Genomic DNA, 11,940 nt, shown 5'->3' on the forward strand with positions numbered 1-11,940 from the left:
CACGATAGTTGCGATCAAAACGAGTTTTAGATCCTGAACTGAGGTAATTTGCACGTTAACCACGACATCCACCCCTCGACAACCATATCGATATCAACTATATTTCGGAGCATGCAGACGTCGTGGCTAGACGAAGGGGAACAGCGGATGTGGCGCGGTTATCTCGACAGCACGCGGTTGCTGCTTCGCGTCCTGGACCGGCAGCTGGCCACCGAGTCGGGGATCAACCTGTCCGACTTCGAGATCCTCGCGCTACTGTCCGAGGCCCCGCAGCACCGGATGCGGATGAACGAGTTGGCCGATATCACGGTGGCGACCCGTAGCGGGGTCACTCGCGCCGTCAAGCGGCTGACCGACGCCGGCTGGGTTCACCAGGTCAAGTGCGACGAAGACAAGCGCGGGCTCTACGCCGAGCTCACCGACGCAGGCGCGGAAAAGCTGCGGGCCGCGGCGCCCGGCCACGTGAACGCCGTGCGTGCCAACCTCTTCGACTTACTCAGCCGGCGGGAGGTGGAACTGTTCACCCACTCCTACGCACAGATCCGCGACAACCTGTTGGGCAACCCATGAGCACTACCCCGCCTCGGCGCGACGCAACACCTCGGCGAGCTCCAGTGCGTGCCGGTCCAGCCGACGATCCTCGTCGGTGACCGGACTCCACTGCCGCACAGTCATCGCGCGCCCATCCTCGCCGAGCACCGCGAACAGCGCCATCGCGTGCGCCGCGATCTCGCCGGCACCAGTTCGCACGTCGGACGAACGAACATGCACGCTGATATACAACCGCCTGGCTGAGGTGTGGATCAGCCGGGAACGGACCTCGATCATGTTGCCGATCACGATCGGCCGGTAGAACCGAATACCGGTGATCCGCGAGGCGACCACCTGTGCACCGGTCCACTGCGAGGCGCACAGGAATGCACCCTCGTCGATCCAGCGCATCACCTTGCCGCCGTGCACTTTTCCGCCCCAGTTGACATCGGTGGGCGCCGCCAGGAATCGCAGCACCGCGCACGGCGCCGAGCTGTCGTCGCTGTAGTGCTGAACGGTCAGGGCGGCGTCGATGTCGGCACGCTTCGCGGCGCGGCGTCGGGCCGCGGACTGCAGGCGCTGCTCCCGCTCGGTCCGGGGGATAAACTCCGGCACCGCAACCGGTTTGCTGTCGTCGTCGACCGCGATGAACACCGCCAGGCACTGCGCTGTCCGGGTGAGATCCCCGGTGCGGGGATCTCCGGAAGAGACCGTGATGGCCAGGTGCATACTGCTGCGCCCGGTATGGGCGATGCGCGCATTGACCTCGACGAGCTCCCCCGCGGCGATGGGCCTGGTGAAGCGGATGTCACCGATGAACGCGGTCACGCAGTACCGTCCGCTCCACTCCGCCGCACACGCGTAGCCGGCTTTGTCCACCCACTCCAGCACATGTCCGCCATCGATCCGGTCGCCGTAGCCGACATCAGTCGCCTTGGCCAGGAACCGCAGCGTGGTGCTCGAACGCGGCTGCGCCGCCCCCTCTGACGTCATGAACATGCCTCCCCTCCGACGGATCAGCGGACCTGACACCAATTCTCGGCGCAGATGGCGGGTATCTCCCTAGTATCAAGCCATGTCACAGCTGAGCACCGCGCGCGGACCGATCGACACCTCCGACCTCGGTGTCACCCTGATGCACGAACACGTGTTCATCATGACCACCGAGATCGCCCAGAACTATCCTGAAGCCTGGGGCGACGAGGACGCCCGGGTGGCCGAGGCGATCACCCGGCTGGACGAGCTGAAAGCCGCCGGGGTCGACACCATCGTCGATCTGACGGTGATCGGGCTGGGCCGCTACATCCCGCGCATCGCCCGCGTCGCCGCCGGCACCGCGTTGAGCATCGTGGTCGCCACCGGCGTCTACACCTACAACGACGTGCCGTTCTACTTCCACTACCGGGGCCCCGGAACCATGCTGGACGGTCCGGAGATCATGGCCGACATGTTCGTCCGCGACATCGAGTCCGGCATCGCCGACACCGGGATCAAGGCGGCGATCCTCAAGTGCGCCACCGACGAACCCGGTGTCACCCCCGGCGTCGAGCGGGTGCTGCGCGCGGTCGCCCAGGCACACCGGCGGACCGGCGCACCGATCTCCACCCACACCCACGCCGGACTGCGCCGCGGCCTGGAACAGCAGCGCATCTTCGAAGAGGAAGGCGTCGACCTGTCCCGGGTGGTGATCGGACACTCCGGGGACAGCACCGATCTGGGCTACCTGGAGGAACTGATCGCGGCCGGCTCGTATCTGGGCATGGACCGGTTCGGCATCGACCTGATCCTGCCGTTCGAGGACCGGGTCAACACGGTGGCGGCCATGTGCGAGCGCGGGCACGCCGACAAGATGGTGCTCTCCCACGACGCCAACTGCTACTTCGACGCGCTGCCCGGCGAACTGAGCTCGGTGGCCGCGCCCAATTGGCACTACCTGCACATCCACAATGACGTGATCCCGGCGCTGCGGCAGCGCGGCGTCACCGATGACCAGCTGCGTACCATGCTGGTCGACAATCCACGCAAGATCTTCGAGCACTCCGGGGCCTACTGAGGCCGGTCACTGCGGCTGGGATCGGTTCCCGGCGTTCAGCTCCAGAGCGCGAAGCAGCGCTTGCAGCCGCTCGGGTGTGGCCTGTTCGGGATCGCTGAGCCGCAGCTGCAGCAGCTCGCGACCGACGGCGTAGACGATGCGGGCGGTGTAGTCCGGGTCCGCCAGATCCGGAACGCTGCGCAGCAACTCGCGGGTGAGGAAGCCACGGACGGCGGCCTCGGCGCGGGCGAGGCGCTGATGCAGCTCCGGTGGCGCCCCCTGGGGCGGAAAGAGGAACAACCGCCAGGTCGGCGCATGGCCGTCGGCGGCGCGCAGCACCCCGTCGAACACCCGTGCCAGGAAGCCCTCGGCCTCGGGGTCTTCGGTGCCGGTGATCGCATCGGCGAACTGGGCTGCGGCGCGGCCCGCCTCCCGGTCGATGAGCGCGACGAAAAGCCCTGCGGGACTTCCGAATTGCTGGTAGATCAGTGACCGGTTGACGCCGGCCGCCAACGCGACCCGGTTAGGCGTCGCCGCGTGGAAGCCCTCGGCGTCGACGATCGCATGGGTGACATCGAGGATCTGCTCACGCCGTGCCTCGCCAGTCATCCGCCGCCGGCTGCTCGGGATCACGCTTGACAGCATAACTAACGATCTGTTACTTGTAACTAACGATATGTTAGTTAATCGGAGGTCTTCTGTGCCCACGCTGCCCGTGTACTACCCCGAGCTGCAGGAGCGGGTCCGCCGTCAGGCCGAGCTGCTGCCGGAGCTCTACGGCGACCTGGACTTCAACACGCAGCCCTACCGCACCACCACCAGTCCCGATGACGTGTCGGCACTGCGCGGCAAGCCCTCCACCCGAGCCAAGCTGCTGGCCGACGACGCCGCCGTGGAGCTGATCTCGACGGCGACCTGGCTGGGCGATGTGGTGTCCGACTCTTACGCCGCGCTGATGGGCCAGTACAGCGTCAGCACCCTGATCAGCATGCTCAAGCTGGCCTGTAAGGAGGGCATCGACGCGGTGCCCGACGCGCCGCCCCAGCTGGCCGCGTTCATCGCCGACATGGAAACCGTTCCGGACTGGCTGGACATGGATCTGGTTCGCAAAGGCGCCGAGCACTCCCGCGTCCCGATGGCGCTGTTGGCCCCGTTCGTCGTCCGCGGCGCGTTCATCGCGACCTTCCTCAATACCTATGCGGCGCTGCCGATGGCCTTGACCGGCGCGCTGTCGGGGAAGCGGGCCGCCGGGCGGGTCAACGACACCACCAGTTTCTTCGCAGTCACCACCCTGCCCGGCGCACTGGAGCGGTACGGGCCGGGCTTCGAGGCCGCCGCCATGGTGCGGCTGATGCACTCGATGGTCCGCTTCAACGCGCTCAAGCGCTCCCCGAAGTGGGACGTCGGCATCTACGGGCTGCCGATTCCGCAGCTCGATCAGATGCCGGCCGGCATGATCGACCTCTACGTCATCGCGATGGACGCCCGCCGAAAGGGGCGCACGGAGTTCACGGCGAGCGAGCGAGCCGTCGTCGAGTTCACCCGCTACCGCTGCGTTCTGCTCGGCCTGCCCGAGGAGTTGCTGCCGACCACGCCCGGCGAGATCATCCGGGTGCTCAGTGCCCGTGCGGCACTGCTGCGCGACGACTTCGACCACGACACCTGTGGGGAGTTGGTCCGCTCGACCATGACCGCCTACCTGCGGCAGGAGGACACCCTGCGCGAGCGCATCGCCGACGCCGTCGAGAAGAGCTACAGCAAGCTCTTTTTCGTGCGGATGTTCACCGGCGGCAAGCGCGCCGAAGCGGCGAAGATGGGCGTCACGCTGGTGGCGGGCGACTATGTGCGGATCGCCCTCACGGCTCCGTTCGTGCTGGGCCGCCTGATGGTCGTCGAACGTGCCGTCCGAACCCCGGGATTGCGCCGGATCACCGGCGCCTACGTGCTCCGGCTGCTCAAGCGGCGGCTGGAGACCTACGGCAAGCCGGAGTACACCAGCGACGCCGCCGAGTACACGCCGTCCGGCAAGGCCGCCTGAGAGGCGTCGGGCCGCTCGGCCGGGTGCCGGGTCTCCCATCCGCGCAGCTTCTCCCGGCACGGCTGCTCCACCAGGGCGTAGCTGACCGCGGCGATCGCGACGGTGAACACCATGGTCAGCACAAGCACCACCGCCATGTCCCCGGTGAACGCGAATCGGCCGATCACCGGGAACACCATGTCCAGCGCGGCCAGGTGCCAGATGAAGATCCCGTAGGACCAGCGGCCCAGTGTGACCATCGGCGCGCTGGCGAGGAATCGGTGCGGGGTGTCCGGCCGGTCCAGCACCAACGGCGCCAGCAGCGCCCAGGCCAGCAGGCCGCCCATCGCGGTGCGCACGATGAACTGGCCGACCGTGGCCGAGGTCAACCCCTCCGGGCCGGCCAGCGGAGAGGCGGCCACCACAAACGCCACCAGGGTCAGCAACGCCATCGGCAGTCGCCGGCGCGCCAGCCGGTGCACCCGGGTGACCGGGCTGAACGCCCACTCGGCCAGCAGCATGCCCGCCCCGAACCAACAGCCGTAGGCCGGCGCCCAGTTCAGCGGGTTCACCCCGTAGGGGGTATGAATCGGCAGGAATCCCCAGCCGAGGCTGAGCAGCGCCACCGCGGCGATCACCGGCACCCGGGCGCGCACCGGCAGGCGCTTCGCCCCCAGCGCCAGGACCGGCAGGGCGATGTAGAAGCTGACCTCCACCGCCAGACTCCACATCTGGGTCAGTCCCGGTGTCAGGGTGAGCGGCACATAGATCTGCGTCATCGTCAGGTTGGCCAGCCACACCGTCAGGCTGGCGCCACCGGCGTCGGGCAGCAGCGCCAGGATCACCACCACCGACACCAGGTAGGCCGGCATGATCCGCACGACGCGAGACCGCAGGTAGTGCCCGGCGGGCGGCGCCGGGCGCAACCCGCGCGCGGCCGCCGCATGTCCACGCCACAGCAGGAACCCGCTCAAGGCGAAGAACACCGCCACCGCCATGTCGAAACGCCCCCACAGCCGGCCGGTGATCCCCGAGGAGTGCCCGGTCTGAAAGGCGACGTGGGTGATAACGACGCCGATCGCGGCGCAGGCGCGCATCCCCTCGACGGCGGGCAGGAAGCTGCGCACGCCGCCGACCTGCTGGTTCACCTGATCGCGGTCCAAAGCATCAATGGACACACAGTAGCTGTTTGAACTTCTGCTGTTAGGGTCAGACAGATTTAGGTGCGGGTTGAAAAGGGAGGGTACGGCGACGTGAACCGAGCAATCATGATGCGTATCGCGGCATGCGCAGTCATGGGCCTCGGCGCCGCTTTGCTGATCGCGGCACTGCTGCTGTCCACCTATACCGCGGGCAAGATCGCCAAGATTCCGCTTGATCTCGACGTGACCCTGATCAGCAACGGCTCCGGCGCCGCGCTGGACCCGGAGTCCCTCGGGAGCGAACACGCCGTCGTCGACCAGGATGTGCCGCTGGTGTCCCAGCAGCAGATCGGGGTCGAGGCGCCCGCCAACGCCGACGTCGTGACCCTGCAGGCCGGCTCGTCGCTGCGGCGTGCGGACAGGCAGAAGGACACCGGCCTGCTGCTGGCCATCGTCGACACCGTGACGCTGAATCGCGCCTCCGCCGAGGCGGTTTCGGACGACGCCCACCCGGGTGGCTCGGTGCAGCGCCCGCGCAATTACGACGACGACAGCCCGCCCACCAACATCGCACTGCCGCACGAGGGACTGTCCTACCGGTTCCCCTTCGACACCCAGAAGCAGTCCTACCAGTACTTCGACCCGATCGCGCAGAAGGCCTACGAGGCCAACTACGAGGGCGAGGACGACGTCAACGGACTGACCACCTACCGGTTCGTCCAGAACGTCGGCTACGACCCGGACGGCTCCCTGTCCGAGCCGGTGCGCTACCCGTCGCTGTACGGCCACGACGAGGACGGGGAGATCACCGCTCCCGCCCGGATGTGGAACATCGAGGGCGGCGACCCCGACGAGGACATCACCATGACGCGGTACTACGCCGCGCAGAAGACGATGTGGGTGGATCCGGTCTCGGGCACCATCGTCAAATCGAAGGTGCACGCCAACCACTACTACGCTCGCGACCCGCTCAAGCCCGAGGTGGCGCTGGCCGACTACACCGTCACCAGCTCCGAGGAGACCATCGAGGCGCAGGTCGACGCCGCCCGCAACGAGCGGGACCGGGTCGCTCTGTGGTCGCGCGTCCTGCCGATCACCTTCACCGCCGCGGGGCTGATCTGTCTGATCGGCGGCGTCCTGGTCGGCTGGTTCAGCCTGCCCGCCGAGACCGCCCTGGGCCGGCCGGGCGGTGGCTCCGACGGTGGATTCTTCGGCGGCTTCGCGCCCAGATCACCGACGACCGAGCCTACGTCCGGTGCCGAGGCCGAGACGGAGAAGCTGCCGACGCAACGCCCCCAGTTGGACCGCCCGGCGACGCCGCCCGAGCCCAGCCCACCGGATCGCGGAAACCCGGATCCGGCCGCCGATCAGCCCTGACCCCGGGTGGTGCGAGCCGGGCGCTGGTTCGCGCCGTGCTATGCACTGGGGCTGACGCTGCTCATTCTGGCGCCGCTGCTGCGCCCCGGCTATCTCCTGTTGCGCGATGCGGTGTCGACGCCGCGGTCGTATCTGACGTCGACCGCCCTCGGCCTGGGTGAGGCGGCGCCGCGGGCGGTACCGCAGGACTTCGCGGTGGCGCTGGCCTCGCGGCTGGCCGACGGCGGCATCGTGGTCAAAGCGCTGCTGATCGCGGGTCTGTGGCTGGCCGGCTACGGTGCGGCGCGGCTGGTTGCCGCGGTGCTGCCGGATGCCGGGCTGCCCGGACAGCTGGTGGCGGTCACCGTCGCGATCTGGAATCCCTACGTGGCCGAGCGGTTGTTGCAGGGACATTGGAGCCTGCTGGTCGGGTACGGGTGCCTGCCATGGGTTGCGGTGGCGATGCTGGCACTGAGAACCGGCAGCGCCGGGCTGTTCGGGTTGGTGTTCTTCCTGGCGTTGGCCGGATTGACCCCGACCGGGCTGCTGCTGGCCGCGGTGGTGGCGCTGGTGTGCGTCGCGGTGCCGGGTTCCGGGCCGCCGAAGTGGTGGTGTGCGACCAGTGCGGTGGCGATCGCAGCCACCGCGGCGCTGCCCTGGCTGATGGCCCTGGTAGTGGGGCCGGGGTCTGGTCGCGGCGAGTCGGCCGGGGTGGCGGCGTTCGCGGCCCGCGCCGAACCGGGGCTGGGCACCCTGGGCAGCCTCGCCGGGCTCGGCGGGATCTGGAACGCCGACGCGGTACCGGGCTCGCGGACAACGGTTCTCGCCTTGGTGGCGACGGCGGCGCTCCTGGGTGTGGTGGCGCTGGGGCTGCCGGTGGTGCGAGACCGCCCCGCCGCGCGGCCGATGCTGGTGCTGGCGGGCGCGACCGTGCTGTTGTTGGCGATCCTGGCCACCGGCCCGGGGCTGGCGGTGCTGCGCTGGGCGGTCGATGTCGTGCCCGGCGCAGGGATGCTGCGCGACGGTCAGAAGTGGGTGGCCCTGGCGGTGCCCGGTTACGCGCTGGCCGGCGCCGGCGCGGTGGCGGGTCTGCGGGACCGGCTACCCGCGGCGCGGGCGGCACTGGTGTGCTGTGTCGCGCTGATCGTCGCGCTTCCCGACCTGGCCTGGGGCGTGGCCGGGCGGGTCGAACCGGTGGCGTACCCGCCCGGCTGGGCGGCGGTGGCCGCGAAGATCAACGCTGATCCGCGGCCGGTGGCCGTGCTGCCGGCCGACACGATGCGGCACTTCTCCTGGGCCGGCCCGGCGCCGGTGCTCGACCCGTTGGGCCGGTGGGTGCGCGCCGAGGTGCTGGCCACCGGCGATCTGAACGTCGGCGGCCAGACCGTACCCGGCGAAGGCAATCACGCCCGCGCGGTGCAGCAGGCGTTACTGTCGGGCGCCGAACCAGCCACGCTCGGCGTCCACGGGGTGGGATGGGTGGTGTCCGAGTCCGCCGCGGGTGGCGAAATGGGCAATGCGGCAAAGACTCTGATGCGGCTGCCGATCGCCTACCGCGATTCCGACTTCACCGTCTACCGGGTCGGTGGCCGCGCGCCCAAGGTTTCCGCGGGCCCGCGCCGGGCTGTGCTGGCGGCGCATCTGATCTGGCTGGCAATGCTGGCGGTGGGTGCGGCCGGTCTGGCGGCGCCGCTGATTCGGCGATGCTATCCGGCGGCGAAGTAGCAGCCGAACAGCAATCCGAATAGCGCCAGCAGCCAACCGTTCGTGGTCATCTTGAGCCAGGTGGGCGCGTGCCGGACCTCCATGAAATGCCATATCACCAGTTGGGTTTTGATTGCGGCGATCAACAACACGATGACGGTCACGGTGGCGTTGAGGTGGTGTGACTCGCCGGCGTCCCGGGCGGTCTGCCACGACGCGATGGTCACAAGCGTGAGCAGGGCCCACACGAAGATCAGGGGGTTACCACGGTAGGCAGTCACAGCGATCACCTCATCAGGTACAGCAACGCGAACAGGATCAGCCACAACACGTCGACCATGTGCCAGTAGATTGCGCCGGTTTCCACCAAGGAGATTCGGGGTTTCGCCGGTCCGCGCAGGCTGCGGACGACGAAGCACAGGATCACGAGTCCCAGGAAAACGTGACACAGGTGCATTCCCGTCATCACGAAGTAGTACATGAAGAACAGGTTCGTTCCCGGTGTCATTCCAGCGGTGATCTCCGGGATGTATTCGAACATCTTGAGCAGGGGGAAGGCCGCGCCGCAGGCCACTGCGAGGCAGAACGACCGGTGCGCATCGGTGGTCTTGCCGGCTCGGGCCGCGGACGTGCCCAGTGCCACGAAGAGCGAGCTGGTCAGCAGCACAACGGTGTTGACGATGCCGATGTTGAGGTTCACTTTGGCTTGACTTGCCAGGAACACGGCTTGGTCTTGGCCGCGGAAGTACATGTAGGACACGAAGTAGGCGGCGAAGATGAACAGGTCGCCGATGACGAAGAACCACATGCTCGATTCACCGGGAAGGTGGCTGCGCGCCCGGCGGTCCGGGGTCGCGTCGGCACCTATGCCGGGCTCCGCTGCGACCTCGGTCATGTGGCGGCCCTCTGGTGGGAACCGGTAGCCGCGGGTTCGTCGGTAACCCAGGCGTTTTCGAGCTCGACCTCAGGCTGGTTCTTGATCGACCGGTAGATGCACACGTACACAAGGAACTGCCATGACACGTACAACGTCATGGCGAGCCAGAACGTCATCAGACCGTTCCAGGCGAAGGGCCCCGACTCGGTGATCCACACCGGGGCCGCCATCAACTCCGTCACGTATTGCCAAACAGTGTAGTAGCCCAGCCATTTCGGCAGAATGTTGTTCTTGTCGAGAATGATCGCGAGGCCGAATGCCATCCACATGATGCAGAAACATCCCAGCGAACCGATGAACGCCAGGTAGCCGAAGTCGTAGAGCATCGCCAGGATGGCCGGGTCGTAGCCGGACCGGAATGCGCCGAGCCCGAAGCAGAACATGCCGAACAGCATGCCGACGATCGTGCCGGTGGTCGCACCCATCATGACGGTGTACCGAAACACCGGGCTGACCGACATCCGCTTGATCTGGATGAGGTAACACGCATTCGACACCGGCGCCAGGCCGAAAGCCAGCGTCAGTACGGTGCAGGCGATCAGCAGATTGTGCGCCTGCATGAAGTCGAGGATCTGGGTCTGCGAGGCGCTCGGCGAGCGGGGCGGCATCATCCAACTCAAGGGAACGAAGACCAGCCCGAACAGGGCGAAGAAGACCGGGACGGACCAGAAGGCGATCCACTGATCCAGTTTCGCGGTCGTGGTCATGCCAACGCCTCAGGCTCGTCACCCTGGCGATTCACCACATCGCGGAGGACGGCGAACATGACCACGAGATAGACCGCGAAAACGCTGAGCCGCAGGGTAAACGACAGCGAGCCGTCCCAGGCGAGGGGCCCGGTTTTATGCAGCAGCGAAAATGCGCTCGGCACCAGCAGGGCCGCCACCCCGATGTTGAAGTGTGCCACCCAACGCGGAAAGACCGGGTCCGGTCGGGCGTCCAGGTAGATGCTGAGGGCCAGGCAGAGATTCTGCACGATGATGGTGCCGACGGGTGCGACGAAGAAGAACCACGCCATGTCGTTGAGCAGGCTGATGAGTTGCGGGTCGCGTTCGGGCCGGAACGCCGCCATCGCCCAGCAGTAGTCGGCGAGGATGAACGCGGTCAGTCCGACCCCGACACAGAGCAGGTAGGCGTAGGTGAAGACGCTGCTCGACGTCGCGGTCCGGGAAATCTGCACCGCGGTCACCGCGAAGAGCGGAACCAGCGAGCACGCGATGAGGTTGCACAGGATCGTGACGCCCAATATGCCGGTCACGTTCTCGGCGAAGAAAGCCGCGACCTGTTCGGGGGTCAACGTCGGCGAGAGCGGCGGCGAGAACACCGGGAACAACAGATAGGCCAGCGCGAACAATGCCGCCGCCGGCGGCACCGTCCACAACAGGATGCGCTGGCCCCTGGTGTTCATCGCCGTCGCTGCCGTCATCGCCCGCCCCTGCCTGGTCCGCCACCACCCGCTCGGTTGCTAGGTCTAACACACTCACTGACAAATGACAACGAGAAATGGGGTTCGATCACTCGAATATGCATACTGGGGCCCGTTTAGTGTCTTTTTGGGTGACAGTGGTCAGTGAGTGGCTCGGGTGCGGCACAATGAGCGCGTGCCAGCCAGTGCGACCCAGCGTGAGGCCCAGCGCCGCAGAACACGGGCCCGCCTCCTCGATGCCGCGATCGTGGAGTTTCAGCGGGCCGGCACCAACGCCGCAGACATCAACGCCATCGCCACAGCGGCGGGGGTGGCACGCAGCACCTTCTACTTCCACTTCCCCACCAAGGAGCATGTACTTCTCGAGCTGATCAGACGAGACGAAATGCGCCTTGCCGAAGAACTGAGCCGATTCCTCGACACGCGCCGTGAGCTGGCCGCGGTGTTGACGGTGATCGTGGAGTTGGTTCTGGCCCTCGAAAATCGCTGGGGCTCAGCCCTGTTCCGCGATGTCCTGAGCCTCTACTTCTCGCCCAACCGGCCCGAACCGGAGCAGTGGACCAATCACCCGACCTTCGTCCTGCTGGCCGCCGAGATCGAACGCGCACGCGTTCGCGGCGAACTCTACGATGACGTGGACTCCTACCACAGTGCGGCGTTCTTCCTGCTCGGTGTCTACGCGCTGCTCACCACGGCCGGAGAATCTGAAGGCGAACGCGATGTGGCGCTGCGGAAATTCGTCACCAGCAGCCTGCGCAGCATGGTTCCGCAGGCCTGATGGCAGCGCCATCCGGA

At 67.2% G+C, this 11,940-nt stretch carries 13 protein-coding genes; 6 read left to right on the forward strand and 7 right to left on the reverse strand.

Translation table 11 applies throughout. The features are described from left to right. Positions 1-111 precede the first annotated feature (111 nt). On the forward strand, positions 112-570 hold the full coding sequence (locus tag G6N23_RS19165; RefSeq protein ID WP_085260613.1) for a MarR family winged helix-turn-helix transcriptional regulator: 459 nt from the start codon (positions 112-114) through the stop codon (positions 568-570). 3 nt (positions 571-573) lie between these two features. Here the strand turns inward: G6N23_RS19165 and G6N23_RS19170 are convergent, their stop codons facing one another. Beyond that, entirely contained in the window at positions 574-1,524 is a 951-nt protein-coding gene (locus G6N23_RS19170; RefSeq protein ID WP_085260885.1) for an acyl-CoA thioesterase, read from the reverse strand. Positions 1,525-1,606: 82 nt separating this feature from the next. Between G6N23_RS19170 and G6N23_RS19175 the strand changes: the two genes are divergently transcribed. Beyond that, on the forward strand, positions 1,607-2,584 hold the full coding sequence (locus G6N23_RS19175; protein ID WP_085260612.1) for a phosphotriesterase family protein: 978 nt from the start codon (positions 1,607-1,609) through the stop codon (positions 2,582-2,584). 6 nt (positions 2,585-2,590) lie between these two features. On the opposite strand, the gene G6N23_RS19180 is transcribed toward G6N23_RS19175, so the two are convergent. Continuing rightward, positions 2,591-3,172: a TetR/AcrR family transcriptional regulator gene (locus tag G6N23_RS19180; RefSeq protein ID WP_085260884.1), complete on the reverse strand. Its 582-nt coding sequence runs from the start codon at positions 3,170-3,172 to the stop codon at positions 2,591-2,593. Positions 3,173-3,272: 100 nt separating this feature from the next. Between G6N23_RS19180 and G6N23_RS19185 the strand changes: the two genes are divergently transcribed. After that, positions 3,273-4,601 carry an oxygenase MpaB family protein gene (locus G6N23_RS19185; RefSeq protein ID WP_095174107.1) on the forward strand — a complete coding sequence of 443 codons (1,329 nt, stop codon included), beginning with the start codon at positions 3,273-3,275 and terminating at the stop codon, positions 4,599-4,601. Here G6N23_RS19185 and G6N23_RS19190 read toward each other — a convergent pair. After that, entirely contained in the window at positions 4,538-5,677 is a 1,140-nt protein-coding gene (locus G6N23_RS19190; RefSeq protein ID WP_234808599.1) for an acyltransferase family protein, read from the reverse strand. The genes G6N23_RS19185 and G6N23_RS19190 overlap by 64 nt on opposite strands. Before the next feature lie 156 nt (positions 5,678-5,833). Here G6N23_RS19190 and G6N23_RS19195 point away from each other — a divergent pair, with 156 nt between their 5' ends. Beyond that, the gene (locus G6N23_RS19195) at positions 5,834-7,099 is read left to right on the forward strand and encodes a cell envelope lipid trafficking protein PgfA (protein ID WP_157997499.1); all 1,266 of its coding nucleotides are present in this window, start codon (positions 5,834-5,836) and stop codon (positions 7,097-7,099) included. Positions 7,100-7,105: 6 nt separating this feature from the next. Further along, complete coding sequence (locus tag G6N23_RS19200; RefSeq protein ID WP_085260608.1) at positions 7,106-8,803, forward strand: MmpA family trehalose lipid delivery protein; 1,698 nt, start codon at positions 7,106-7,108, stop codon at positions 8,801-8,803. Here G6N23_RS19200 and G6N23_RS19205 read toward each other — a convergent pair. From G6N23_RS19205 to G6N23_RS19220, 4 genes are read right to left on the reverse strand one after another with little or no spacing between them, the layout of a single operon-like run. Continuing rightward, on the reverse strand, positions 8,785-9,063 hold the full coding sequence (locus G6N23_RS19205; protein ID WP_085260883.1) for a cytochrome C oxidase subunit IV family protein: 279 nt from the start codon (positions 9,061-9,063) through the stop codon (positions 8,785-8,787). The two genes, G6N23_RS19200 and G6N23_RS19205, sit on opposite strands and share 19 nt — an antisense overlap. Before the next feature lie 5 nt (positions 9,064-9,068). Beyond that, complete coding sequence (locus G6N23_RS19210; protein ID WP_085260607.1) at positions 9,069-9,677, reverse strand: cytochrome c oxidase subunit 3; 609 nt, start codon at positions 9,675-9,677, stop codon at positions 9,069-9,071. Further along, on the reverse strand, positions 9,674-10,426 hold the full coding sequence (locus G6N23_RS19215; protein WP_085260606.1) for a hypothetical protein: 753 nt from the start codon (positions 10,424-10,426) through the stop codon (positions 9,674-9,676). The genes G6N23_RS19210 and G6N23_RS19215 overlap by 4 nt, the downstream gene beginning before the upstream one ends. Next, a complete protein-coding gene (locus tag G6N23_RS19220) occupies positions 10,423-11,145 on the reverse strand; it encodes a hypothetical protein (protein WP_085260605.1) in 723 nt (240 codons plus the stop codon). The genes G6N23_RS19215 and G6N23_RS19220 overlap by 4 nt, the downstream gene beginning before the upstream one ends. A 157-nt stretch (positions 11,146-11,302) precedes the next feature. Between G6N23_RS19220 and G6N23_RS19225 the strand changes: the two genes are divergently transcribed. Next, entirely contained in the window at positions 11,303-11,923 is a 621-nt protein-coding gene (locus tag G6N23_RS19225) for a TetR/AcrR family transcriptional regulator (RefSeq protein WP_085260882.1), read from the forward strand. Positions 11,924-11,940: the final 17 nt, after the last annotated feature.

The organism is Mycolicibacter terrae (assembly GCF_010727125.1).
Lineage (GTDB): Bacteria > Actinomycetota > Actinomycetes > Mycobacteriales > Mycobacteriaceae > Mycobacterium > Mycobacterium terrae.

Coding starts and splice junctions, on each gene's coding strand:
- G6N23_RS19220 (WP_085260605.1), bottom strand. CDS start 11,145: ATGACGGCAGCGACGGCGATGAACACCAGGGGCCAGCGCATCCTGTTG.
- G6N23_RS19215 (WP_085260606.1), bottom strand. CDS start 10,426: ATGACCACGACCGCGAAACTGGATCAGTGGATCGCCTTCTGGTCCGTC.
- G6N23_RS19190 (WP_234808599.1), bottom strand. CDS start 5,677: ATGCGCGCCTGCGCCGCGATCGGCGTCGTTATCACCCACGTCGCCTTT.
- G6N23_RS19165 (WP_085260613.1), top strand. CDS start 112: ATGCAGACGTCGTGGCTAGACGAAGGGGAACAGCGGATGTGGCGCGGT.
- G6N23_RS19180 (WP_085260884.1), bottom strand. CDS start 3,172: ATGACTGGCGAGGCACGGCGTGAGCAGATCCTCGATGTCACCCATGCG.
- G6N23_RS19210 (WP_085260607.1), bottom strand. CDS start 9,677: ATGACCGAGGTCGCAGCGGAGCCCGGCATAGGTGCCGACGCGACCCCG.
- G6N23_RS19175 (WP_085260612.1), top strand. CDS start 1,607: ATGTCACAGCTGAGCACCGCGCGCGGACCGATCGACACCTCCGACCTC.
- G6N23_RS19170 (WP_085260885.1), bottom strand. CDS start 1,524: ATGACGTCAGAGGGGGCGGCGCAGCCGCGTTCGAGCACCACGCTGCGG.